Origin of the sequence: Clostridium sp. (assembly GCF_050717535.1) — a bacterium.
Taxonomy (GTDB): domain Bacteria; phylum Bacillota; class Clostridia; order Clostridiales; family Clostridiaceae; genus Clostridium_AD.
In genome coordinates this window covers 18,523-43,569 of the sequence record NZ_JBOITM010000093.1, presented here as the reverse complement: position 1 = coordinate 43,569, position 25,047 = coordinate 18,523, and the positions used below count along the sequence as shown (strand labels likewise).

Annotated in this window: 36 protein-coding genes; 35 read left to right on the top strand and 1 reads right to left on the bottom strand. The window is 29.3% G+C overall.

What is annotated here, in order from left to right; translation table 11 throughout:
• Window positions 1-2 precede the first annotated feature (2 nt).
• The 4 genes from ACREVU_RS20725 to ACREVU_RS20710 are packed head-to-tail and all read left to right on the top strand — an operon-like array spanning window position 3 to window position 3,624.
• Window positions 3-1,019, top strand: a complete 1,017-nt coding sequence (locus tag ACREVU_RS20725) for an ABC transporter substrate-binding protein (protein ID WP_431553498.1) — start codon at window positions 3-5, stop codon at window positions 1,017-1,019.
• Complete coding sequence (locus ACREVU_RS20720) at window positions 1,003-2,034, top strand: FecCD family ABC transporter permease (RefSeq protein WP_431553516.1); 1,032 nt, start codon at window positions 1,003-1,005, stop codon at window positions 2,032-2,034. The genes ACREVU_RS20725 and ACREVU_RS20720 overlap by 17 nt, the downstream gene beginning before the upstream one ends.
• Window positions 2,035-2,046: 12 nt before the next feature.
• Window positions 2,047-2,811 (top strand): ABC transporter ATP-binding protein, encoded by a 765-nt coding sequence (locus ACREVU_RS20715; RefSeq protein WP_431553497.1) that lies wholly within the window; start codon window positions 2,047-2,049, stop codon window positions 2,809-2,811.
• Window positions 2,812-2,826: 15 nt separating this feature from the next.
• Window positions 2,827-3,624: an XdhC family protein gene (locus ACREVU_RS20710; protein ID WP_431553496.1), complete on the top strand. Its 798-nt coding sequence runs from the start codon at window positions 2,827-2,829 to the stop codon at window positions 3,622-3,624.
• 126 nt (window positions 3,625-3,750) lie between these two features.
• Here the strand turns inward: ACREVU_RS20710 and ACREVU_RS20705 are convergent, their stop codons facing one another.
• Window positions 3,751-4,188 carry an MOSC domain-containing protein gene (locus tag ACREVU_RS20705; RefSeq protein ID WP_431553495.1) on the bottom strand — a complete coding sequence of 146 codons (438 nt, stop codon included), beginning with the start codon at window positions 4,186-4,188 and terminating at the stop codon, window positions 3,751-3,753.
• Between the two features lie 255 nt (window positions 4,189-4,443).
• Here ACREVU_RS20705 and ACREVU_RS20700 point away from each other — a divergent pair, with 255 nt between their 5' ends.
• The 31 genes from ACREVU_RS20700 (at window position 4,444) to ACREVU_RS20550 (ending at window position 24,875) form a co-directional block, all read left to right on the top strand.
• Entirely contained in the window at window positions 4,444-4,809 is a 366-nt protein-coding gene (locus ACREVU_RS20700) for a NifB/NifX family molybdenum-iron cluster-binding protein (RefSeq protein ID WP_431553494.1), read from the top strand.
• 46 nt (window positions 4,810-4,855) lie between these two features.
• The gene (locus ACREVU_RS20695) at window positions 4,856-5,302 is read left to right on the top strand and encodes a CGGC domain-containing protein (protein ID WP_431553493.1); all 447 of its coding nucleotides are present in this window, start codon (window positions 4,856-4,858) and stop codon (window positions 5,300-5,302) included.
• 98 nt (window positions 5,303-5,400) lie between these two features.
• A complete protein-coding gene (locus ACREVU_RS20690; protein ID WP_431553492.1) occupies window positions 5,401-5,892 on the top strand; it encodes a flavin reductase family protein in 492 nt (163 codons plus the stop codon).
• A 128-nt stretch (window positions 5,893-6,020) separates the two neighbouring features.
• Entirely contained in the window at window positions 6,021-7,388 is a 1,368-nt protein-coding gene (gene scfB / locus ACREVU_RS20685) for a thioether cross-link-forming SCIFF peptide maturase (RefSeq protein WP_431553491.1), read from the top strand.
• 230 nt (window positions 7,389-7,618) lie between these two features.
• The gene (locus ACREVU_RS20680) at window positions 7,619-7,816 is read left to right on the top strand and encodes a DUF5320 domain-containing protein (RefSeq protein ID WP_431553490.1); all 198 of its coding nucleotides are present in this window, start codon (window positions 7,619-7,621) and stop codon (window positions 7,814-7,816) included.
• Window positions 7,817-7,964: 148 nt separating this feature from the next.
• The gene (locus ACREVU_RS20675; protein ID WP_431553489.1) at window positions 7,965-8,231 is read left to right on the top strand and encodes a DUF5320 domain-containing protein; all 267 of its coding nucleotides are present in this window, start codon (window positions 7,965-7,967) and stop codon (window positions 8,229-8,231) included.
• Between the two features lie 333 nt (window positions 8,232-8,564).
• Entirely contained in the window at window positions 8,565-9,458 is an 894-nt protein-coding gene (locus tag ACREVU_RS20670) for a metal ABC transporter solute-binding protein, Zn/Mn family (protein WP_431553488.1), read from the top strand.
• A gap of 1 nt (window position 9,459) precedes the next feature.
• Window positions 9,460-10,227 carry a metal ABC transporter ATP-binding protein gene (locus tag ACREVU_RS20665; protein WP_431553487.1) on the top strand — a complete coding sequence of 256 codons (768 nt, stop codon included), beginning with the start codon at window positions 9,460-9,462 and terminating at the stop codon, window positions 10,225-10,227.
• Window positions 10,224-11,057: a metal ABC transporter permease gene (locus ACREVU_RS20660; RefSeq protein ID WP_431553486.1), complete on the top strand. Its 834-nt coding sequence runs from the start codon at window positions 10,224-10,226 to the stop codon at window positions 11,055-11,057. Before ACREVU_RS20665 ends, ACREVU_RS20660 begins: the two co-directional genes overlap by 4 nt.
• 198 nt (window positions 11,058-11,255) lie before the next feature.
• A complete protein-coding gene (locus ACREVU_RS20655; protein ID WP_431553485.1) occupies window positions 11,256-11,444 on the top strand; it encodes an ATP-binding protein in 189 nt (62 codons plus the stop codon).
• 73 nt (window positions 11,445-11,517) lie between these two features.
• Window positions 11,518-11,832 carry a thioredoxin gene (gene trxA, locus ACREVU_RS20650; protein ID WP_431553484.1) on the top strand — a complete coding sequence of 105 codons (315 nt, stop codon included), beginning with the start codon at window positions 11,518-11,520 and terminating at the stop codon, window positions 11,830-11,832.
• Between the two features lie 355 nt (window positions 11,833-12,187).
• Window positions 12,188-12,526 (top strand): NifB/NifX family molybdenum-iron cluster-binding protein, encoded by a 339-nt coding sequence (locus ACREVU_RS20645; protein ID WP_431553483.1) that lies wholly within the window; start codon window positions 12,188-12,190, stop codon window positions 12,524-12,526.
• A 35-nt stretch (window positions 12,527-12,561) separates the two neighbouring features.
• Complete coding sequence (locus tag ACREVU_RS20640) at window positions 12,562-13,035, top strand: Fur family transcriptional regulator (protein ID WP_431553482.1); 474 nt, start codon at window positions 12,562-12,564, stop codon at window positions 13,033-13,035.
• A gap of 109 nt (window positions 13,036-13,144) precedes the next feature.
• Window positions 13,145-13,978 (top strand): Mrp/NBP35 family ATP-binding protein, encoded by an 834-nt coding sequence (locus ACREVU_RS20635; RefSeq protein ID WP_431553481.1) that lies wholly within the window; start codon window positions 13,145-13,147, stop codon window positions 13,976-13,978.
• Window positions 13,978-14,331, top strand: coding sequence for a NifB/NifX family molybdenum-iron cluster-binding protein (locus tag ACREVU_RS20630; protein WP_431553480.1), 354 nt, complete (start codon window positions 13,978-13,980; stop codon window positions 14,329-14,331). Before ACREVU_RS20635 ends, ACREVU_RS20630 begins: the two co-directional genes overlap by 1 nt.
• Window positions 14,332-14,375: 44 nt before the next feature.
• Entirely contained in the window at window positions 14,376-14,732 is a 357-nt protein-coding gene (locus ACREVU_RS20625) for a NifB/NifX family molybdenum-iron cluster-binding protein (protein ID WP_431553479.1), read from the top strand.
• A gap of 355 nt (window positions 14,733-15,087) precedes the next feature.
• Entirely contained in the window at window positions 15,088-16,434 is a 1,347-nt protein-coding gene (locus ACREVU_RS20620; protein ID WP_431553478.1) for an FAD-dependent oxidoreductase, read from the top strand.
• Window positions 16,435-16,497: 63 nt separating this feature from the next.
• Entirely contained in the window at window positions 16,498-16,854 is a 357-nt protein-coding gene (locus tag ACREVU_RS20615; RefSeq protein WP_431553477.1) for a hypothetical protein, read from the top strand.
• A gap of 225 nt (window positions 16,855-17,079) precedes the next feature.
• Entirely contained in the window at window positions 17,080-17,277 is a 198-nt protein-coding gene (locus ACREVU_RS20610; RefSeq protein ID WP_431553476.1) for a hypothetical protein, read from the top strand.
• Window positions 17,278-17,349: 72 nt separating this feature from the next.
• Window positions 17,350-17,748 (top strand): CoA-binding protein, encoded by a 399-nt coding sequence (locus tag ACREVU_RS20605; protein ID WP_431553475.1) that lies wholly within the window; start codon window positions 17,350-17,352, stop codon window positions 17,746-17,748.
• A 212-nt stretch (window positions 17,749-17,960) separates the two neighbouring features.
• Window positions 17,961-18,245: a DUF5320 domain-containing protein gene (locus tag ACREVU_RS20600; protein WP_431553474.1), complete on the top strand. Its 285-nt coding sequence runs from the start codon at window positions 17,961-17,963 to the stop codon at window positions 18,243-18,245.
• A 66-nt stretch (window positions 18,246-18,311) separates the two neighbouring features.
• Window positions 18,312-18,803: a flavin reductase family protein gene (locus tag ACREVU_RS20595; protein WP_431553473.1), complete on the top strand. Its 492-nt coding sequence runs from the start codon at window positions 18,312-18,314 to the stop codon at window positions 18,801-18,803.
• Window positions 18,804-18,941: 138 nt separating this feature from the next.
• Window positions 18,942-19,409 carry a peptide deformylase gene (def, locus tag ACREVU_RS20590; protein WP_431553515.1) on the top strand — a complete coding sequence of 156 codons (468 nt, stop codon included), beginning with the start codon at window positions 18,942-18,944 and terminating at the stop codon, window positions 19,407-19,409.
• A 20-nt stretch (window positions 19,410-19,429) separates the two neighbouring features.
• Entirely contained in the window at window positions 19,430-19,795 is a 366-nt protein-coding gene (locus ACREVU_RS20585; RefSeq protein ID WP_431553472.1) for a DUF5320 domain-containing protein, read from the top strand.
• A 144-nt stretch (window positions 19,796-19,939) separates the two neighbouring features.
• The gene (locus ACREVU_RS20580) at window positions 19,940-20,866 is read left to right on the top strand and encodes a radical SAM protein (RefSeq protein ID WP_431553471.1); all 927 of its coding nucleotides are present in this window, start codon (window positions 19,940-19,942) and stop codon (window positions 20,864-20,866) included.
• A gap of 137 nt (window positions 20,867-21,003) precedes the next feature.
• Window positions 21,004-21,378, top strand: coding sequence for a DUF134 domain-containing protein (locus tag ACREVU_RS20575; RefSeq protein ID WP_431553470.1), 375 nt, complete (start codon window positions 21,004-21,006; stop codon window positions 21,376-21,378).
• Between the two features lie 2 nt (window positions 21,379-21,380).
• Window positions 21,381-22,268 carry a damage-control phosphatase ARMT1 family protein gene (locus tag ACREVU_RS20570; RefSeq protein ID WP_431553469.1) on the top strand — a complete coding sequence of 296 codons (888 nt, stop codon included), beginning with the start codon at window positions 21,381-21,383 and terminating at the stop codon, window positions 22,266-22,268.
• A gap of 181 nt (window positions 22,269-22,449) precedes the next feature.
• A complete protein-coding gene (locus tag ACREVU_RS20565; RefSeq protein WP_431553468.1) occupies window positions 22,450-22,815 on the top strand; it encodes a NifB/NifX family molybdenum-iron cluster-binding protein in 366 nt (121 codons plus the stop codon).
• Between the two features lie 7 nt (window positions 22,816-22,822).
• Window positions 22,823-23,653, top strand: coding sequence for a P-loop NTPase (locus ACREVU_RS20560; protein WP_431553514.1), 831 nt, complete (start codon window positions 22,823-22,825; stop codon window positions 23,651-23,653).
• Entirely contained in the window at window positions 23,644-24,495 is an 852-nt protein-coding gene (locus ACREVU_RS20555; protein WP_431553467.1) for an ATP-binding protein, read from the top strand. The genes ACREVU_RS20560 and ACREVU_RS20555 overlap by 10 nt, the downstream gene beginning before the upstream one ends.
• Before the next feature lie 44 nt (window positions 24,496-24,539).
• Window positions 24,540-24,875 (top strand): NifB/NifX family molybdenum-iron cluster-binding protein, encoded by a 336-nt coding sequence (locus ACREVU_RS20550; protein ID WP_431553466.1) that lies wholly within the window; start codon window positions 24,540-24,542, stop codon window positions 24,873-24,875.
• Window positions 24,876-25,047 lie beyond the last annotated feature (172 nt).

Here is a 25,047-nt window from a genome sequence, read left to right as displayed (position 1 = left end):
TTATGAAAATTGCAAAAAAGAGTTTAGTTATATTTGTATTTTTGATGATTTTATTTACAGGGTGCTCCAAAGAGGCTACTGTAAATAAAGAGAAGACGAAAACAAATTCAAGCATTAGAGTTATTACAACATATAAACCAGCTACGGATATTGTACTTGCATTAGGTGCTAAGGACAAATTAGTAGGAGTAAACGATGGAGTAAATAAAGATCCTCTTTTCATGAAGCTTGATAGTAATTTGGCAAGTAAATTAGCACAGGTTGGTTCTAAGAAAAACGGCTTAAATATTGAACAAATAGTTGCTTTAAAACCTGATGTAGTAATTTTATATCCGACTAAAGAATCTGATGACACAGTAAAAAAATTAGCTGCTCAGAATATTAAAGTTGTTAGCATTAATCCTGAAACCATAGCTTTACTCCAGTCTGATATTATTAAAGTGGGAGATGCTATAGGAGAAAGTGAAAAATCTAAAAAAATAGTAACATACTATAAAGAGAAAATTATAAATGTTACTAAAAAACTTGACTCAGTTAAAAATAAAAAAACAGTATATTTAGCAGGTGCTAATGGTATTCTCTCAACATGTTCAGGAGATTATTTGCAACATGAAATCATACAAACTGCTGGCGGAATTGATGTGGCTGCTAAGCTAAAAGGTGGATGGAATGATGTTTCTGTTGAACAAGTAATAGCATGGAATCCTGAAGTAATCATGTCAGTTATGTATTGCCAAGATGGAAGTCCAACCAAAATCATGAAAAATGCCAACCTTCAAACGGTAAAGGCTATTAAAAATAAAGAAATTTACCAAATACCATCAAACATTGGACCTTGGGATATGCCACAACCTAGTAGTATATTATCTATATTGTGGATGAGTAAAATGCTATATCCTGAAGAATTTAAAGATTTGGATATTCACCAAGTTACAAATGAATTCTATAGTGAATTTTATGGTAAGTCTTTTGACGAGTTAGGAGGAACTTTGCTTGAAGAAAGTGATACCAAAAAATAATTTTTTTCATAAAATAATGTATCACAAATGTCTTTTATTTTTAATAATCTTTCTTTTGGTTTTTGTTTTATCAATATTTTTGGGAAGATATGAAATAAGTATTACTGAATATAAAAATGTCTTTATGAGTTTAGGAAAATTTATTAGGGGTGAATCAATTGCAGATTCAAGCATATTAATTTTATATAATGTTAGACTGCCAAGAATTTTACTTGCATCTTTTGTGGGTGCTGGATTATCAGTTTCAGGTCTTATCTTTCAACAGGTATTCAAAAACCCAATTGCATCTCCTGATATATTAGGTGTTACAGCGGGTGCAAGTTTTGGTGCGGCACTAGGAATAGTTTTGCCTTTGAATTTTCCAGGTATAGTTCAGATATTTGCATTTATATTTGGAATACTTGCAATTGGTATTGTTTATGCTTTAAAGAAGGCATCAAAAGATAATAATATTTTATATTTGGTATTAGCGGGGATGATTGTTTCTGCTTTCTTTTCTGCACTACTTTCAATGATAAAATATATAGCAGATCCTTACGAGCAATTACCATCTATTGTATTTTGGTCAATGGGTGGTCTATATAAAGCAAACTGGATAAACGTGATTGGTTGTGGAATTGTAGTTATTCCTAGTATTTTTATTGTTAATAGTCTAAGATTTAAATTAAAAATGCTTTTACTTAATGATGATATGGCAAAAACCATGGGTATGGAGGTAACAAAATTCAGAAATTGTATTTTGTGTTTAGTTTCTTTTGTAGTTTGCTTTTGCGTTAGCATATGCGGAACAATAAGTTGGATTGCACTTATAGTACCGCATATAACAAGAATAATTCTTGGATATAAGAATAAATATATTTACTTAATTACTAGTTTAATTGGTGCAACCACCTTAATTTTAATTGATGATGTTGCACGATGCATAAGTACTACTGAAATACCTGTTGGTATACTTACTGCTGCCATTGGTGCACCTATTTTAGGGTACTTATTGATATTTAAGAAAACGATATAGTTAGGAGACTCCATGAATATAAAAGTAAAAGATCTCTATTTTGGTTATAATGATAAGTATTTATTAGAGAAGATCAATTTAGAATTCAAAAGTGGAAATATATATGCAATACTTGGTAGAAATGGTTCTGGAAAAACCACCTTAATAAAATTAATTTTAGGACTACTAAATTTTAAACGTGGACTAATTACTATTGAAGGTAATAACTGTGTAAAAATTAAAAGCAATGAGTTATCTAAATTAATAGCTTATGTGCCACAAAGTGAACAAGCGACTTATGAAATTAAAGTGATTGAATTGGTGGTAATGGGTAGAAATCCTTACTTGAATTTATTTGATATGCCATCACATAAAGATTATGAATTAGCAGAAAAGGCACTTGAAAATCTTGGAATAAAAAATTTAATGCAGAAGAGCTATTGCGAAATTAGTGGAGGAGAAAGGCAATTGGTTTTAATAGCTAGAGCTTTGGTACAAAATACAAAATTTATTTTAATGGATGAACCTGTCTCTAGCTTAGATATACGAAATCAGCATGATGTATTAAACAAAATAAAAGATATATCTAGGAATTTGGGTATAGGAATTGTACTTTCCATTCATGACCCTAATCTTGCAATGAGATATTGTAATAAAACGGTATTACTTAAAAATGGTAGAATAATGAATCACGGTAATACCAAGGATATATTAAATCAGCAGAATTTATTAGAGGTCTATGATATGAAATTTGAAGCTTTAGAGTCGGAAAATGGTATAAACTTTGTTAGTTTATAAAATAAGGAGAAAAATATGGAACTAGAATTGCTGACTATTATAAAAAATGAACTTATGGAAAATAAAAAAGTTTGTTGCGCATTTATTATTGAACAACAAGGTTCCTCGCCACGTGGGGTAGGAACGTCAATGGTTATAAAGGACAACGGAGAGATATTTGGTACAGTTGGAGGTGGAAATGTAGAATTTACAACTATTGCTGCAGCAAAAAAATGTATTAAAAAAGAAACTAGCGAGACAATTTCTTTAGAGGCTTGTGTTGAAAAAAATGGAGAAAAGATATGTACTGGCAAGGTTAAAATATTTATTAAAACTTATATTCCACAAAAAAAGCTTTTAATAGCAGGCGCGGGGCATGTGGCATATTGTCTTTATAAATTTGCAATTGTGTTAGGATTTTCTGTATATATGTTTGATGATAGAGAAGAGTTGTTAAAAAAAGAGAAATATCCAAAGGCAACAAAATTAATATATGGACAAATTTCAGAGACTATAAAAGAATATGATTTAGATGAGAATTCTTATGTGGTTATCGCCAGCAGCTCACATAAATCTGATGAAAATATATTGAAGGAAGTTATAATGAAAAATACAGCATACGTAGGAATGCTAGGAAGTAAAAAGAAGGTTTCTACTATTAGAGATAATTTACTAAGTCAAAATATTGACATAGAAAACTTAAAAAAAGTATATGCACCAATAGGAATTGGAATTGGTGGGGAAACACCAGAAGAGGTAGCATTAAGCATATTGTCAGAGATAGTCTTGGTTAAAAATAATGGTATTTTAAAACATATGAATTTAATGGATTAAAAAATAGCCAGGTTTCAAACTAAAATTATTTAACACAAATAATAGAAGTGTGGTTTAAGATTACATGAAAAACAATTTTAAACCACACTATTTATCTTGAGTTAAAATAAAATATGATATTTAGAATTATATTATTTCTACAGAATCTCCCTTTCTTACCTTGCCTCCCATAATTACCTTGCAAAATAGGCCTTCGCTTGGCAAGAGACTTATTCCAAACGTTCTGCTAACTATGCTAGGATGGTCTTCTTTACCAATCTGTGTTATTTCTAAAACTACATTTTCGCCTAATCTAATTTTGTTTTCAATTACCAAATTAGATAAATCTAGCCCATCAATTAGAATATTCTCTGCAAAATCACCGGGACCAGCATTTAAGTGATAATTTTTATTAGCATTTTGAACACTAAACCAATTAAGGCAAGTAATTTGTCGTCCCCAATTACCTGCATGTCCATCATTTTCTATGCCATAGTTTTCTATGATATTAGCTTCTAAAACTTCTTCTTTAAGTTGACCTCTTTCTGGACTAATTGATATGGAATATATAGTGCCTTTATTCATTTTAGTTACTCCTTCCTTAGTAATATTACGTTCAAATCAATATTGTTTAAGATGACTATTGTGGCTGCTTCTATTAATTGTATTCTATTTTTATTATCATTTCAATGAAACAAAAAAATATGTATATATTGCTAGATATAGAAGTTGTAAATCCTGTTATCTTTTATTTATTTGTTATTGGCATTTGACGCTAACATAAAAAAAGAGTACTATAAAATTAGTGAATCTCAATAACTAATAAGAGGGGGAGTAATAATGAAAATAGGAATTTCAGCAACAGGAAAAACCAGTGAAAATTTACTTGAGATGAGATTTGGAAGGTGTAAGTATTTTCAAATTTATGATAATGAAAGTAAAGAAGTTGAAATTTTAGAAAATGAAGGTCAAAATTGTAGCGGCGGTGCAGGTATTGTTGCTTCTAATCAATTAATTGCAGAAAAAGTTGATGTTATTATCACTGGAAATTTGGGGCCTAACTCTTTTGGACTTATAGAAAAAGCAGGAATTAAAGCTTATAAGTGTGGTAATATAGCTATAAGTTCAGTACTTGAGAAATATAATAAGGGTGAACTTCAAGAGATAAAAATGTCTGGACCTGCATATCATGGTATTAACCAATAACTTGTAGCTGACAGTGTTATATATTTTAAACTTACAGGGAGGAATTATGGTGAAGAAAGTAGGAATTATTATTTGTGGACGTTATCAGAATTGTGGAGGAGGAAAATGCTTTAGAGCTTTGAAAGAGCGATTGGGCGGCTTTTCTATATACCCTGTAGATGAAGAAGTGGAATTAGTGGGTTATTCATATTGTGGTGGATGTCCAGGTGGAAATATAGAGTATGTTCCAGAAGAAATGATTAAAAATGGGGCTGAAGTAATTCATTTAGCTACAGGTCTTGTAGTTGGGTATCCACCATGTCCAAGCATTCAGAAATTCAAAGAATTTATTGAAACTCATTACAAAATACCTGTAGTAGTTGGGACACATCCAATTCCTATGAAATATTTTTCAGATCATGAAAAAATGTCATTTTGGAAAGAAATGGGTATGAAGGATATTGCGCCAGAATTATTTAAAGACACTGAAACGATAATGAAAAATTACAACTAATTTTTTATTAATAACAAGGGTTGAATCAATAATATAATTATTTCTTGTTATATTAAGTTAAATTACAATAAAATTATAAAAATAATGGAGGTTTTATTATGAGTAAAGTTCAAGGAGATATGAAATCTTGTCTTCAACCAATGGCTAAGGTAATAGTTTCTTGCAGAGGAACTGATGGTAAAAACAATGCGTTAGTGGTAGCATATTGTTGTAATTGTAGTTATGATCCACCAATGATTATGGTAGGAATTGTACCTACTAGGTATTCATATAAAATTATTAAGGAAACAGGTTGTTTTGTAGTTAATCTTGCTACAAAAGAGCAAAAGGAAATGTTCGATTATTTAGGTAGTCATAGTGGTAGAGATGAGGATAAATTTGCCAAACTTAACATTAATGTTGAAGAAGGAATACATGTAAATGCTCCATTATTATCTGATTGTCCTATAAATATAGAATGCAAAATAGTGGATTCTATAGTTACTGGTTCACATGAGATGTTTGTAGGCAAAATTGAATATGTTCATTCTGATAGAAAAATAGTTGATGATAAAGGACATATTGATTATTCTAAAGTTGATCTTATCTAAAATCAATTGAATAATTTGAAGACTGGGAAGAAAGTAAGGGGTTGGGTATCATCCCTTATTTATTGTAGATTTTTAAGAATGTATTCTTTAAAAAATAAGACAGCAAATGAAGAGAGGACAATAATTTAATGAATGATATACATAAATTTAAAGTTAATGAGGATTATTTTATTTTAGACGTAAGTTCCGGAACTATTCATGTAGTAGATGAGATTGTTTATGATATAGCTGATGAAAATGGTATTGAAAGTAGAAGCAATGTTCTAAAAAAGTTTAACGGAAAATATGATGAAACTGTTTTAAATGAATGCTATGACGAGATAGAAGAACTTATACAAAAGGAGCAATTATATTCTGAAGACAAGTATGAACCTATTGCTAAAAATTTTGAGAGTGAACCTGATTATATAAAAGCTGTATGTCTTAATATTGCACATGATTGCAATTTAAGATGTAAATATTGTTTTGCTGATGGAGAAGGCTATGATCAGCAAAAAATATTAATGAGTTTTGATATTGCTAAAAGAAGTATTGATTTTTTAATTGAACATTCAGGTACAAGAGTAAACATAGAAGTGGATTTTTTCGGTGGGGAACCTCTTTTAAATATGGATGTTGTTAAAAAAACAGTTACTTATGCAAGAAGTATAGAAAAACAATATAATAAAAATTTCAGATTCACAATCACTACTAATGCTACATTATTAACTGAAGATATTATGGATTATTTGGAAGAAAATATGGTGAATGTTGTTTTGAGCATTGATGGTAGGAAAGAAATACAAGATAGTATAAGAGTAAGAATTAATGGTGGAGGTACCTATGATGATATTCTTCCTAAAATAAAGAGCATGGTTGAAAGAAGAGTTAAATCTAAAAAACAATATTATATAAGAGGTACATTTACATCTCAAAATTTAGATTTTCATAAAGATATCAAACATTTTATAGATCTTGGATTCAAAGAAATTTCAATTGAACCAGTGGTTTTGCCACCAGATAATACACTATCTATAAAAAAAGAGTACTTAGAACAAATATATGAAGAGTATGACAAAATTTATAATGAACTATTAAAGCATGATGATGTTATTTTTTATCATTTTAATATTGATATTAATGGAGGAGCATGTATTTATAAAAGGATATCTGGTTGTGGAGCTGGTTTTGAATATATTGCAGTAACTCCAGAAGGAGACATATATCCTTGTCATCAATTTGTAGGAAATAAAGTGTTCTATATGGGAAATGTTTATGATGGCATTAAAAAGAAAGAAATGTCAACAGAGTTTAGAAAATCTAATATATATAATAAACCAGATTGTAAAAAATGTTGGGCAAGGTTCTATTGTAGTGGAGGTTGCCAAGCTAATAATTATAATTTTACTGGAGATATTAAAAAGCCTTATGAAATTGGTTGCAGTATGCAAAAGAAAAGATTCGAATATGCAATTGCATTACAGCATTATAGGAATGATAAACTTCTAGAAAAATAAGTAATTAGGATTAACAGCAAGACAATAATAATAAATTAAAAACTAAAATTTATCATTTAATAGACTATATTATTATTTTATATAAATAATAGTATAGTCTATTATTTTGTACAGATAAATATGAAGTTTTTTTAAAACTTATAACATAGGTTATTGACATATGCCCAAAACAGTGTATAATAGTAGTTGTAAGGGGCATATGTCCAAAACAAAAAAAAGGAGATGTTTTCATGGCTAGAAGAGATGGTACAGGTCCAATGGGAAAGGGGCCACTAACAGGAAGAGGAATGGGTTTAGGTAGAAATATTTCTAATAATTCAGTTTCACCTGAAAATCAAAAGGATTTGATTGCAGAAGAAAAAATTAATCTTGAAAATAGACTTAATTCCATAAATAATAAATTAGATAATTCTAAGAATGATAAATAAGATCTAAGCAAGTCTGAATTCAAATATTCAGTTAATAAAAAAAATAATGTATTAATAAAATTTACATCTAAAGTTATTGACATATACCCTGAAAATATAACAGTAGGTGTAAGTGATAAATGTTTAAAATAATGAAGGAGATGTTTTTATGTCAAGAAGAGACGGTACAGGTCCAATGGGAATGGGAGCAAGAACAGGAAGAGGAATGGGATTTTGTAATGTGACTAATGCTATAGGCGCAATTAGTGGGTTAGGTCGTAGAGGTGGTTTTGGAACGGGTTTAGGAATGAATAGTTTTAATAATGCAATAAATCCTGTAAATCAAAAAGATTTACTTTCAGAAGAAAAAGCTGCTCTTGAAAATAGACTTAATATGATAAATAACCAATTAAATACTTCTGAAGATAATAAATAAATAACCAAATAAAAAAACAATTAAATAAAGGGTGGTAAATCACTTTATATAAGGAGTGGGTTACCACCCCTTATTTGATATATAAAAGGGGATTATTGTTAAAACGAGGTTGCCACGCAAGAACCATCTTTTATTCCAATTAATAAAGTTATTCACACGTATTTTACAACTAAATTGATCATTTAAATGGTATTTTGTTTATTATAAAGAAGGTTGCTTTTAAAATATTATAAAAGTAACATTTTTAATATTGAAAAAATTTAATAAAAGAGTATACTATAAATGAATGTAAATGCGAACGAATTGTATTTACATAGCATAGGAGGTTGTTAAATGTTAAAAACAAGTAAGAAACTATTGTTATTTTCTATTATTTTTTCTGCTATATTTTTTTCTGCATGTAGTGCTGACAAAGAGACTAGTGATAATAATATAAAAGAAAAACTTAGTGTAGCCGTTTCTATAGTTCCACAAGAAACTTTTGTAAAGGCTGTTGGCGGAGATAAGGTTAATATTGTTACTATGATACCACCAGGAAAAAGTCCGGAAAATTTTGCACCTAATCCAGATATTATGGAAAGTCTTAGTAGTGCCTCTGTATATTTTACTATAGGTGTACCTACTGAAAGTGCAAGTATACTGCCTAAAATAAAGGATTTTAATAATGATATAAAAATAGTTAATATGGCTGATGCAGTTTCAAAGGTTTATCCCGATAGAAAATTCGCCTCTGGAGAGAGAGATCCTCATATTTGGCTTTCACCTAAAAGAGCAAAAGTTATGGTAGAGGAAATAGTAAAAGAGCTTTCATTAAAAGATCCTACTAATAAAGGCTTTTATGAAACAAATGGTAAGAACTATATAAATAAACTTGATAAACTGGATAGTGATACAAAAGCATCTTTGCTGTCACTTAAGAAAAAATCATTTATATGCTACCATCCAGCTTTTGGATATTTTGCAGATGAATATGGACTAGAAATGGTATCACTTGAACAAGAAGGAAAAGAAGCAACTATAGATGATCTTCAAAAGACAATAGATTTTGCAAAAAAAGAAGGAATAAAAGCTATATTCTATCAAGCAGAAATAGATAGTAAACAATCTAAAACTTTTGCTTCAGAAATTGATGGAAAGGCTGAAATGGTAGAACCACTTTCAGCAGATTATATAAATAACTTAGGAAAAATGGCAAGAACTTTTAAACAAGCGATGGAGAGTAATTAAAATGAATGCAGTTGAGATAAAAAATTTAAGCATATATTATGAAAATTTAAATGCTTTAGAAGATGTAAATCTTACTATAAAGGATAAAGAATTTATTGCAATACTAGGTCCAAATGGAGGAGGAAAATCAACACTATTAAAAGCAATACTAGGATTAATTAAACCTACCTTAGGTGAAATAAAAGTATACGGTAAGGATCCAAATAATAAAAGAAATTCCATAGGATACGTACCTCAATTTACAAAGTTTGAAAAAAATTTTCCTATTGATGTAATTGATGTTGTACTTATGGGAAGATTGAGATTTGGTATGAATTTTTTTCATAAATATTCAAAAGAAGATATGGAATTTGCTAATAATGTAATGAATATGTTAGAAATATATGAACTGAGGAATAGGCAGATAGGACAACTTTCTGGTGGTCAGATGCAAAGAGTATTAATAGCAAGGGCACTTTGTACTGAACCTAAACTTTTACTTTTAGATGAACCAACTGCTAGTCTTGATGTACAATCAAAAACTAGCATTTATTCATTACTTAAAGATCTTAATAAAAAGATGACTATATTAGTGGTTACTCATGATACAGGCTTTGTATTTTCTTATATAGATAAAATAGCTTGTTTAAATCAGAAGCTATTTTATCATGGAGAACCTGAGCTTGATAAAGATATAATGGATAAAGTTTACGGATGCCCAGTAGATGCTATATCTCATGGTGATGTGCCTCATAGAGTGTTTAGAAACCATCAGGAGGTAAATAAATGATAGAGGCTATTTTTAAATATACGTTTTTGCAACATGCTATAATTTGTGCAGTACTAGCAAGCATAATATGTGGCATTATCGGAACAATAATAGTTGAAAAAAAACTTGTAATGATGAGTGGCGGTATAGCACACGCAGCATTTGGTGGTGTGGGTATGGGGTATTTTCTAAAAATAGAACCCATAATTGGTGCTTTAATATTTTCAGTAGTATCATCGTTTGGAATAGTTGAGATAAAAAGAAGGTCAAAGGTAAATACTGACACTATTATAGGAATGTTTTGGTCACTAGGTATGGCACTTGGAATTATATTCATCTCTCTTACCCCAGGATATCCTCCAGATATATCATCATATTTATTTGGAGATATACTTACTGTTTCTAAAATAGATTTATATATAATGGCTGGTTTGGATTCTGCTGTTATTTTTATAGTAATAGCATTTTTTAATAATATAAAAGCTTATCTATTTGATGAGGAATTTTCTAAAGTAGTTGGAATTAACGTTAAACTAATGGAGTATATAGTCTTTTTACTTATAGCATTTAGTGTAGTTGTACTTATAAGGGTAGTAGGCATAATACTTATAATTGCACTTTTAACTGTTCCACCGGCTATCTCTAAAATATTTACATATGATTTAAAGAAAATCATGGGACTTTCCATTCTATTTGGAGTATCATTTTCATTAATAGGACTCTTTATATCATATAAGATTCATATTGCTTCTGGAGCCTCTATAATAATTGTAGCGGTGGGTACGTACATAATATTCTTTATGGCGACTAAGTTGCTTAGCAAAAGAACAAAACATAAAAAATTTAACTAAAGCAATATTTAGTATTATGAATTAAAAGTTAACTGTGGTATTTATAGTATTTGCCATAGTTAATTTTTATTTTTTTCGAATTTTTAGCTTAAGGTTTTTAATACACAAATATAAAAAAATAGTTATTGACAGATAAGTTTTACATATGTTATTATAGTCTTACATACCCGGTATGGGTATAAAAGAGAGGTGAAGGTTATGAAAATTAAAATAATTAACAGTAGATGTCCAGAAAATCATCCGTGTCCATCAGTGAGAGTATGTCCAGTAAATGCTCTACAGCAAGTAGGCTTTGATGCACCTACTGTGCTAGAAGATAAGTGTACTAAGTGTGGTAAATGTGTAAAGTATTGTCCTATGGGAGCAATACAGCTTGCAGAAGCTTAAAGATAAATTCATGAGAGATGAAAATATTTTACAAACAATAAATAAATAAATATTAAAAATGGAGGTTTTTTAAATGAAAGAAATAAATGATAATATTTTTAGTGAAGAAGTAACTGAAAATGATGGCCTAGTAGTAGTAGATTTTTGGGCACCGTGGTGTGGACCATGTAGAATGGTTGGACCTGTTATGGAAGAATTAGATAAACAATATGCTGGAAAGATAAAATTTGTTAAAGTAAATGTAGATAAAAATCCTATGATTTCAAATCAATTTGGAATTTCAAGTATACCAACCATTATGGTATTTAATGGTGATAAAGCGGTAGAAAATATAGTTGGATTTAGACCTAAAGCTGATTTTGAAAAAATATTTAATAGGCATATTTAATATTATTATTTTCCAATATTATTATTTTCCAATATTATTATTTATCAGTTTTCTTAAAATATCAAGTAAACACAGAGTGAAATGTTTCGCTCTGTGTTTACTTGATATTTTTAAAAAATTTCATGTGTTTGATTATGCCAATAAAAATAAGTGTTGAGTTTTTATATAAAGTTTATTGGCATTTGACAATAACTAATAATAGGAGTAGTATAATAATTATAAATATAAGATAGTATTTTATGGTAGGATTCAGTGCATTTCTTTTAAGTGATGCATAATCATACAAGGATAAACAATAATATTATAGATTGAGATTTAATAAAGTCATTAAATTAAAATATAGGAGGATTTATTTATGAGAATAGCAGTTGCAAGCGAAGAAAAAAAAGTAAGTGGACATTTTGGTTATTGCGATGGGTTTACAATATATGAAGTAGAAAAAGGTAAATTAATAAATAAGAATTTTACTGCAAATCCGGGACATAAGCCTGGGTATCTTCCAGTATTTTTAAAGGAGTTAAATGTAAATACTATTATTGCAGGTGGCATGGGAGAAATAGCACAAAATTTATTTAACGAAAATGGGATTGAAGTAGTAGTTGGTGCAGAGGGACTTAGTGATGATGCAGTAGAAAAATATATCAATGGTGAATTAAAATCAACGGGGACTGTTTGTCATGAACATATACAGTAGGGTTAATATAATGAATAATGAAAAAGGATGATTTTATGAATAATGATTTCATGTCTTTTAAAAAGATATTAAAAAACCATGGCTATGAATTTACTTCACAAAAGCAATTGATACTTAGAACTATTTTAGATTACAAAACTCATTTAAATGCAAAAGAGATATATGAAAGAATAAAAGACAAAAATATAGGACTTGCTACCGTTTATAGAGCCTTGAAAGTATTTAATGAGTTAGGAATTGTTAAAGAAATAAATATTAATGGTATAAGTTATTACGAAATGAAAATATTTAGTGGAAAGCCTTTGCATATTCATTTTAAATGTTGTAAATGTGGTAGTATTATTGATTTAGACAGTCAAAGCTTAAACCTTGACTATCTTAAATTGAATAAAAAAATGGAAAAAGAAAAAAACTTAGAAATATACGATTCTAATATTATTTTTGTAGGAATATGTAGTGAATGTAAAGAAAAATTACAATGTCAAGAGAAAGAGAATGTAGAAGATTAAAGTGGATTATAATGGGAAAATATGGGTTATTGGCATTTGACAATAATAAGTAATTAGAGTAATATTAAAAGGAAAAATGTTAATATATATATATATAGGAGATGATTTCATGGCAGAGTGTAATACATGTCCATCAAGTGATGGATGTTCAAAGGATAAGGCCAATTGTATGATTGAAAATAATCCTTTAAATAATGTAAAGAAAATAATTGGAGTTATGAGCGGTAAAGGAGGAGTTGGTAAGTCTTCCGTAGCTGTTCTTATTGCAAAGCAGTTAAAGAGTCTTGGATATAGTGTGGGAGTATTAGATGCTGATATAACTGGACCAAGTGTTCCTAGACTTCTTGGACTTAAAGGCAAAAGAGCAACCAACAATGAACAGGGCATATTACCTGTTGAAACTAGCGATGGTATAAAAGTTATGTCTTTAAATTTTTTAACAGAAAAAGAAGATGATCCTGTAATTTGGAGAGGTCCTATGTTATCGAATGTGGTTAAGCAGTTTTGGACAGACGTTATTTGGGAAGATCTTGATTACTTAGTAATTGATATGCCTCCAGGTACAAGTGATATAGCATTAACAGTAATGCAGACTATTCCAATTAATGGTATAGTTATGGTATCTATACCACAAGACCTTGTTTCTATGATAGTATCAAAAGCGGTAAATATGGCAAAAAAAATGAATATTAATGTTTTAGGTGTTATTGAAAATATGAGTTATATAACTTGTCCTGATTGTGGCAAGAAAATAAAACTTTTTAATGGCGAAGGTACAGATAAATTTTTAAAGGAAATGGACTTAAAACTTTTAGCAGATATTCCTATGTTAAGTAGCATAAGTAACCTAGCAGAGCATGGATTTGAAAGTGAAAATGAAAGTCTTGAATTAATTTTTAAGCCTATAGTAACAAATATAATAAATGATTTGGAGGGAAAATAATGAAAATAGCAATATCGTCAACAGGAAAAACTACCAAAGATTTATTAGAGTCATTTTTTGGAAGATGCGAATATTTTCAAATCCATGATACGACTAGTGGAGATATTAAAATTATAGAAAACAAGGGCAAAACTTCTAGTGGTGGAGCTGGGATTGCTGCATCTAATCAGTTAGTAGATGAAAATGTAGATGTTATAATAACAGGAGATCTTGGACCTAATGCTTTTGAAATTATTGAAAAATCTGGAATTAAAGCATATAAGTGTGGAAATATAGCTATAAGCTCAGTTCTTGTAAAATATGATAAGGGTGAACTAGAACTGTTAAAAATGTCAGGTCCTGCACGTAAATAAAGGTATGTAAATTTATTGAATTAAAATATAAGGAGGAATTATAAATGAAAATAGCAGTGGCAAGTGATGGAAAACAAGTAAGTGGACATTTTGGACATTGTGAGGGTTTTACAATTTATGAGGTAGAAGAAGGTAAAACAGCAAATAAGAATTTTACCCCGAATCCTGGACATAAACCTGGATATCTTCCAGTGTTTTTGAAGGAATTAAATGTAAATCTTATTATAGCAGGTGGTATGGGAGAAACGGCACAAAATTTATTTAATGAAAAGGGTATTGAAGTAGTAGTTGGGGCACAAGGACTAAGTGATGATATAGTACAAAAATATATAAATGGTGAATTAAAATCAACAGGTAGTGTCTGCAAAGAACATGAACATGAAGGACATTGTAACGATTAAATATTATTTATAGATACTATTAGAACTGTGGATGAGGAAAACTCATTCCACAGTTTTTTTATGTTCATAAATTATTAAATTTAAGTATAAGGAAATTTTATTTAATAATTCTTATGGATATATATTGAAAGTACAAAGAAATGTCAATGTTCTATTGACATAATATTGGCATATGCTATAATATACCTAAAGGCGGTATAGGTACATGAAAGAAATGTTAAATATTTAAAGAGTGATTCTATTTTAAATAGCATATATAATTGTATAAAATAGGTACAAGTTATCGTAATGGATGGTTTAAGTTAGTGGTTATTTACATAGTAAAAAATATAGCAAAAACATTGGAGGAATAATAATGATTAAAACTGATATATTAATAGTTGGGGGAAGTGCAGCGGGAATACTTACTGCTACAACAGCAAAAAAGGTGTACGATGATAAAAAAGTGTTGATTGTAAGAAAAAATAAAACAGTTATGGTTCCTTGTGGAATACCATACATTTTTGGAACATTAAAAGATGCAAGTAAAAATAGAATACCAGATACAATGCTTATAGATGCGGGGGTAGAACTTTTAATAGATGAAGTTGTAAAAATTGATAAGGAAAATAAAATTGCAACTTTAGCAAACAATGATGAAATTAATTATGACAAACTTGTAATAGCAACAGGTTCACTTCCAGTTATACCTAAATTTATTAAAGGCTATGATTTAAATAACGTATTTCCCATCATAAAGGATGAAGAGTATTTAAATGATATGTTAATTAAATTGGCTAATATGAAGGATATAGTAGTTATAGGCGGAGGATTTATCGGTGTAGAGTTTGCAGAACAATTAAAAAAAGATGGGAAAAATGTGACTATCATAGAAGTAGCTGAAAAATGTTTATGGCAAGCTTTTGATAATGATGTTTGTGACATTGCTGAACAAGAAATGAAGGAAAATGGCATAAATATTAAAGCAGGCATTAGAGTTAAAAATATATTAGGTAATGAAAAAGTTGAACAAGTTGAACTTGAAAATGGAGAAAAAATAAAAGCGGATGCAGTTATTTTAGGTATGGGTGTAGTTCATAATTCAAGCCTTGCTAAAGATGCAGGATTAAAAGTAAATGAAAAAGGTGCAATAATTGTAGACGAATATATGAGAACAAGTGAAAAAGATATTTTTGCAGAGGGAGATTGTGCTCAAAAAAGATGCTTTTTTACAAATAAAGATATTCCAATATTGCTTGCATCTGTTGCTGTTATGGAAGCAAAAGTGGCAGCTTCTAATTTATATGGATTAAGATATATACGAGAAAATAAAGGAACAATTAGTGCTTTTTCAACAAAGGTATTTAATAAATCTTTTGCAGCTGCTGGACTTACAGAAAGACAAGCAAAAGAAGAGGGGTTTAAAGTAATTGTAGGAAAATCTACAACTATGGACAAGCATCCTGGCTCACTTCCAGGAACAAGTAAAATGGCATTAACTCTATTATTTGTAGCAACTTCTGGAGTACTTATAGGAGCACAAATATCTGGAGGAGAGAGTGTTGGTGAAATGATTAATATATTAAGTCTATCAATACAGAAAGGCTTAACAGCAAATGAACTTAATACTTTCCAAGTGGCAACTCATCCACTACTTACAGCTTCACCAGTTGCATATCCAATAAATGCAGCAGCACTAGAAGCATTAATAAAAATGAAATAGATTTATATATTGTAGAAATTTGGATGATAATTAATCACAAAAGTTTGGAAATTACTAGCACTAATGCAAAAGAAATTAATAATAAGCATACCAATATTTATGATACTTGGGATAACAGTAGGTAGCATATTCAATGTTGCCTTTTTTAAACAATGGATAATGCCTCTTACCTTCCTCATGGTTTACCCTATGATGGTTACATTGAATGTAAAAATTTTATTTAATAATCCAATGCTTATTATCAGAATTTTATTTCCATTAATACTTCTATATTTATTTAATTTTATTTTTAGCACAGTAGTTGCAAGAATGATGTTTAATAAAGAAGATGATATTTTACTTGTATATGGAACGGTTATGAGAAACCTCTCATTGTGTTTAGCTATAGCCATGACTGCATTTAAGGAACAAGGAACGTAAGCTGTGATAATTATATTATTGGCATTTGTGATTCAAGTACAATCAGCTGCATGGTATGTAAAATTAACTAACAAAATATTTAGTAAATAAGGGGTGAATTATCACCTCTTATTTAATTGAGTTGAAAATGGGTTGAAAATCGATTAAAATATAATTTATAGTCTATATATAAAACCAATCGTTGTAAAAACAAATACATTGGATATTATTAGGAGGTAGAATTAAATGATTACACCAAAAACCATATTATTAGATATAGTTGAAAAATATCCTGAAACTGAGGCTGTATTTCATGAATATGATACTGCTTTAGGAGAATGCTTACTATGTGTTAATTTATTTGAGTCTATCGAATACATAGTAGACAAGTACAACCTTAATCTTAATGAAATAATAGGAAAACTAAATAGTACTATGCAGTAAAGCTTCTGCTAACTATTTAAGTAGCATTTATTGAATGGGTTTCCACTAATTAAAATACAGGAGGAATTATATATGAAAGATATAAAAATACTAAGAGATGAAATGGTAAAAATGAAGAAATGGGCATTAATTGGAGCATCACCAAATGAAAGTAAATTTGGATATAAAATATTAATGCAACTTAAAGAAAAAGGATATACAGTATACGGTATAAACCCTAAATACGACGAAATAAATGGAATTAAAATTTATCATTCATTAAAGGAACTGCCAGAGAAAGTAGATGCGGTAAATATTATAGTGAATCCTACACTAGCACTAAAAGCTTTAGATGATGTTGTAGAATGTAAAATAGAAAATGTATGGTTTCAACCAGGTTCTTATGATCCACAAGTTTTAAATAAGGGTAAACAAAATGAACTTAATATGGTTTTTCATGAATGTTTATATGTAGAATTAAATAAGATTTAAAATTGTTATAAATACTAAAAAGGGTTTAGGAAACAATTCACTATTTATAAAATATTCTAGTATATCTAAGCAGAAGGTTTAATACAACCTTCTGCTTTTTGTGGTATATTAGGTTTTATTTTAATAAAGTTATTGACATATACCCAAAACAGAGTATAATAATAGTTGTAAGGGGCAAATGCCCAAAACAAAAAAATAAAGGAGATGTTTTCATGGCTAGAAGAGATGGTACAGGTCCAATGGGAATGGGATCAAACACAGGAAGAGGAATGGGATTTTGTAACGTAACTAATGCTACCGGAGTTGCTAGAGGCTTAGGAATGGGATTAGGTTTAGGCCGCAGAGGCGGTTGTGGAATGGGTTATGGCATGAATAGTTTTAATAATCCAATTAATGTTGTAAACTCTAAAGATTTACTTGCACAAGAAAAAATTAATCTTGAAAATAGACTCAATATAATAAATAATCAATTGAATACTTCTCAAGATGATAAATAAATAAATAAAGGGTGATTTATCACCCTTTATTTACTTTTTCAAATAATTATAGATGGAGGGTTTGTTATGAGTAAAGTTAAAGGGAATATGAGTTCAAGTCTTCAACCAATGCCAAAAATAATAGTATCTTGTCGAGGAAAAGATGGTAAAAACAATGCATTAGTTGTAGCATATTGTTGTAATTGTAGTTATGATCCACCAATGCTTATGGTAGGCATTGTTCCTTCACGCTATTCACATAAAATTGTAAAAGAAACAGGTTGCTTTGTAGTAAATATTTCTACAAAAGACCAAAAGGAAATGTTTGACTATTTGGGTAGTCACAGTGGTAGGGATGAAGATAAATTTTCAAAACTTAACATTAAAGTTGAAGAAGGAACAAAAGTAAATGCGCCATTATTAGCAGATTGTCCTATAAACATAGAATGTACAGTGGTAGACTCTATAATTACTGGTTCTCATGAAATGTTTGTAGGTAAGATTGAATATGTACATGCTAATAAAGAAATCGTTGATGAAAAAGGTATTATTGATTATTCTAGGATTGAACTTATATAAGATCAATATTAAAAGTTATTGACATATACCCAAAATGGAGTATAATAATATATATAGGATGAGGGGTGTTTTGACACTCCCTTATTTATTACATAAATATATAATAGAAGTGAAAATAAAAAGATGGGGGAATGCGCTATTGCTTTAAGATATATTACTAATTACAAAAAAGATGATGTATTGAGAAAGAGATCAAAGTACGTTGATAAGGTTGATAAAAGAACATTACAGCTGTTAGATGATATGGCAGAAACTATGTATAAAAAAAATGGTGTTGGACTTGCTGCACCACAAGTAGGAATACTTAAAAGAGTAATTGTTGTTGATATAGGGGATGGACTTATGAAATTAATAAACCCTGAAATAGTAGAAAGAGATGGAAATCAACAAGATACAGAAGGGTGTTTAAGCATTCCGGGAATAACAGGCGAGGTTAATCGGCCATATAAAGTAAAGCTTAAAGCTATCAATGAAATTGGTAAAGATGTAGAAATTGAAGCTATAGGATTACTTGCAAGGGCCTTTTGTCATGAAATTGATCATCTAGATGGTGTTTTATTTATTGATAAGGTAGTTTATGGAACTATTAAAAATACTAATATTTAAAATGAAAAGGAGATGTATTTATGTCAAGAAGAGATGGTACAGGTCCAAATGGAATGGGAGCTAGAACAGGAAGAGGAATGGGTTTTTGTAATGTAACTAAAGTTGTAGGTGAGATGGGAAGATTAGGTCTTGGCTTAAGAAATGGAAGAGGAACCGGAAGAGTAGCAGGAAGTGGACTACGAAATATAACTAAAGTTGTAGGTGTAATTGGAGGTTTGGGTCTTAGTTTAGGATTAGGTTCTAAAAAAAGTTTTTTATTGGATAATTTTAAAAATTTAGTGAATTCTGAAAATCCTAAAAAATTACTTTCAGAGGAAAAAACTATTATTGAAAATAAACTTAGTTTAATGAACAATCAAATGAATACACAGCACAATGATAAATAAGAGGTGGTTAATCACCTCTTATTTGTTATATGTAAAGGTATAACCATATTAAAAACAGTGTAGACTAATAAGTATGAAAAAAGCTTGCAATTAATATAAAATAATCAAAAAAAGTATTTAAATTTAATTAGTGGAGGATATATTATGAATAAATTAAAATTTGTATATGGTATTGTACCATCAAGAAGACTAGGAGAATCTCTAGGAGTAAGTCCTATTCCTAAAAAAACATGTAATTATTCATGCATATATTGCCAACTTGGGAGAACAAATAAATTATCAAACAAGCGTATGGAATTTTTTGATGTTTCTGATATTATTGCTGAACTTAAAATCTATTTAGGTAATGGATCTGATTTTGATGTTGTTACAATAGTGGGAGAGGGAGAACCTACTCTTTATTCAAAACTTGGTGAATTGATATGTAAAATTAAAGAACTTACATCTAAACCTGTAGTAGTTATTACCAATGGAGCATTGCTTTATGATAAAATGGTTCAGAAAGAATTAAGTCAAGCGGATATTATACTGCCATCTTTAGATGCTTATGATGAAGAAACTTTTAAAAGGATTAATAGACCGCATGGTGAATTAAATTTTATGACGTGTTATAATGGGCTTGTTGATTTTTCAAATACATATAAAGGAGAATTATGGCTTGAAATAATGTTGATAGAAGGAATTAATGATGATAAAAATTCACTTTTAAAATTTAAATCATTGATTGAAAAAATAAAATATAATAGATTATATATAAATACCCCTGTAAGGCCTCCAGCTGAGGAATATGTTAAAGCAATTAACAGTGAAAGCATGAATAAGGCTATTGAAATACTAGGGGGTATATCCATAGATAATTTAGTTTCTGTTGGATTTAAAAGCGAAATTCAAGATGATTATGAAGCTATTTTAAATATTATTAGAAGACACCCTATGAATCAGTTTGAAATCACAAGTTTTTTGAATTCTAGAAAATGTATTGATGTTAGCGATGTTATTGAAAGGCTAAATGAAGATAGTAATATAAATCATATTAACTATAAAGGAATTTTTACATATAGATTAAAATAGATGTACCGGAAGTGAATATATATGAATAGTTTATCCATAGATTTTGGAAGGGTTTTGATATTCTTAATATTCAGGTGTTTATAGTCAATTATGAAATGTTTTAATAATAAGAATAAGAGAGTGAGGTTAAGTAAGTAATGGCAAGACCAAGAAAAGGGAGAAGAGTTTGTACTTTACCACAAGTTAATAAGTTTGGGCCTATAGGTGTATTAGAAAATGCATGTGAACAATTAATAATGACAGTAGAGGAATACGAAACTATAAGACTTATGGATTTGAACGGATTAAATCAAATGGAAACTGCAGAGGTTATGGAAGTTGCACGTTCAACAGTGCAAAGAATATATGATGATGCTCGCAGAAAAATTGCGGATAGTTTAGTAAATGGTAAGGTATTGCTAATAGAAGGTGGGGATTACAAGCTCTGCAGTGATTTTGGAGATGAAGAAAAATGTGATGATTGTATTTGTCATAGACATAGACATGGTAGAAATATGAATTTGAGAGGTTAAATATGGATGTTAGCTTAGAATGTATTTACTGTACTATCAAAAAAGCAGATTCACTATTTGATCAGTATGAAACTAATAAAGATAAGAAACTGATATTCATGAAACAAGTGTTTAAAATTATTTCAATGTCCGAAAAAAATGATACATCACCTTATTTAAGTGCACAAATAATGAGATTTTTAAATAATGATTTAAATTTAGGCGATGTTTATTATAAAATAAAAAAAGAATATAATGAACTTTTAATTTCTATGGAAAAAGAGATTTTATCTTATATTTATAATTCAGATGATAAATTATTTACAGCGCTAAAATATGCTATGGTAGGTAATTTTATAGATTTTGGGGCTATGGACAAAGTTGACATTGGACAATTAAAATATTTAATTAAAAATGCTTCAGAACAAGTAATAGATGTTATTGAATATAAAAGCTTTTTAAAACAATTAAAAAATGCTAAACAAATAGTATATATTGTAGATAATGCAGGAGAAATTGTTTTTGATAAAGTATTTATTAAAATAATAAAAGAAATGTTTCCAGATGTAATTATAGATGTTATTGTAAGAGGAAAACCTGTATATAATGATGCAACTATAATAGATGCAGAGAAAGTTGGTCTTTGTAATTTAGTTAATGTTATAGAAAATGGAACAGATATACCTGGTACACAATTAGATGAAATAAATATAAATTCAAAACAGGCAATTGAAAATGCAGATTTAATAATTGCAAAGGGACAAGGAAATTTTGAGAGTCTTTTTGGATGTGGTAAGAATATTTTTTATATATTCTTATGCAAGTGCGATTTATTTACTAAGAGATTTAATATAGAAAAATTCAAAGGAATCTTTGTTAATGAAAAAAACGTTATTGATATAATGCGATAACGTTGTTAACAATTTTAGAACCTATAGTGAAGCATAATATATTTTGTGTAACACTATTATTTTTTTTAATTAAATTATTGGCATTTGACAATAACTAATAATAAGAGTAGAATAAAAAGTGAAAGTGGCAAATGCCAATTTACAAACAAAGGTTAGACAATAAAACATTGGAGGTAAAATAATGAAAATAGTAATTTCATCAACAGGAAAAACTAAAGAAGATTTATTAAATACTAGGTTTGGTAGATGTGAATATTTTCAGATTCATGATACTGAAAGTGAAGAATTTAAAGTTATAGAAAATAAGGGTCAAGATGCTAGTGCCGGAGCAGGAATTCTTGCATCCAATCAAATAATTGATGAAAAAATAGATGTTGTTATTACAGGTAATCTTGGTCCTAATTCATTTGGACTTATGGAAAAAGCCGGAATTAAAGCATACAAATGTGAGAGTATAAGTATAAGCGCAGCGCTTGAAAAATATAATAAAGGCGAGCTAGAAGAAATAAAAATGTCTGGTCCTGCATATCATGGTGGGGGTAAGTAGAATGAATATGAACATAGCAGTTCTTAGTGGAAAAGGAGGAACAGGTAAAACTACGGTTTCTACCAATCTTGCTCTTGCATTAGAGGCGAATTATATAGATTGTGATGTTGAAGAACCAAATGGCTTCTTATTTTTAAAACCTGAAGTAGACAAAATAGAAAAAGTTATGGTGGAGTATCCGGTTATAAATAAAGCCAATTGTGTTTCTTGTGGAGCTTGCGTAAATGCATGTCAATTTAATGCTCTTGCAAAAGTAAATGATGAAATTTTATTGTTTGAGAAGTTGTGCCATGGATGTGGAGCTTGTGAAATTGCATGCAAACATAATGCCATAACATATAAAAAAAGACAAACAGGTAAAATTGAAAGTGGAAAAATGAGAAACATAGAATGTAGTAGGGGAGTTTTGAATATAAATGAACCTATGGCAGTCCCTATTATTAGACAACTACTTAAAAATATTGCAAGTGGGGTTAATTTAATTGATTGCCCTCCTGGAACCTCATGTAATGTAGTAAACGCATTAAAATATGCTAATGGAGCAATACTTGTTACAGAGCCTTCTGAATTTGGACTTCATGACTTGAAAATGGCTGTAGAACTTGTGAAAATGTATAACATACCTTTTGGTATAGTTATAAATAAAGATGACGAAAAAGATAATATAATAAAAAGATATTGTAGAGAAGAAAAAATAAATCTCATAGGTACTATACCTTACAGTAGAAGTACAGCAGTGCTTTATTCTAAGGGAGAAATATTATATGATAATTTATATCATAAAACACTATTTGATGTTATTGCAAAGCAAGTAAAGGAGGTGTTATCTTGGAACTAGTTATTTTAAGTGGTAAAGGTGGAACTGGCAAAACTACAATTGCAACAGCACTTGCTGAACTTGCTAAAGATGTAACAAGAATAGATTGTGATGTAGATGCACCTAATCTTTATATGTTTTATAAAGGCCATGATATTGATAAAAGTGAATTTATAGGTGGTAAAAAAGCTGTTATAGATGAAACTCTTTGCACTAAATGTGGTAAATGTGAGACCGTATGCAAATTTGAAGCTATTAAAGATTGTAAGATAGAACTATTTTCTTGTGAGGGATGTGGCGCTTGCACATTAATATGCCCAGAAAATGCTATAAGATTAAAAGCAGAAAAAACAGCAGAGACATTTATTACTAAGTTAGATTCAGGTATAATTTCAAGGGCTGAGATGGATATAGGTAGTGATGGTTCAGGAATGCTCGTGACCCGTCTTAGAAAAAACGGAAAAAAATTTAATGATGAGGGCAAATTAATTATAGTAGATGGTTCACCAGGTATTGGATGCCCTGTTATAGCAACAATAACAGGTAGCGATGCGGTACTCGCTGTTACAGAACCTACAAAATCAGGTCTTGGAGATTTAAAAAGAGTAGTCGAATTATGTGAATTTTTCGGAGTAGCTACTATGGTTTGTATAAACAAATATGATATAAATATTGAAGTAGCTAAAGAAATAGAGAACTTCGTTCATGAAAAAGGTTTGAAAATAGTGGGTAAAATACCTTACGATGATGTTGTTATGAAATCTATAAATGAGCTAAAACCAATTACTTATTACAAAGAGAGTATAGCTGAAATAGCTATTGAGGAAATGTGGAGTAATATAAAAGAATTATTTAAACTTTAAAATAGTACATAGAAGACTATTTTAAATAAAGGGAGGAATTATTAATGAGAGTAGCAGTTGCAAGTGAGGAAAATAAAGTAAGTGGACATTTTGGATATTGTGATGGGTTTACAATATATGAAGTGGAGGAAGGCAAAATAATAAGTAATAGCTTTTCTGCAAATCCAGGACATAAACCAGGTGCACTTCCAGTATTTTTGAAAGAATTAAATGTAAATACTATTATTGCTGGTGGCATGGGAGAAACAGCACAGAATTTATTTAATGAAAATGGTATTGAGGTAGTAGTTGGTGCACAAGGACTTAGTGATGAAGCAGTACAAAAATATATAAGTGGTGAATTAAAATCAACAGGTACCGTTTGTCATGAACATATATAAGAATGCTAATTTAATAAATGTATGATAAAAAGTTTGTAAAAAGTAGAGTTTCTTAAATATAGAATACAAGGTTTTTGAAAGGAAAATTATTTTTAAATGCAGATAAATTTAGTAAATAAGGGGTAGTGTTCTACCTCTTATTTACTATTAATTTTAAAAAAATAATACAGTA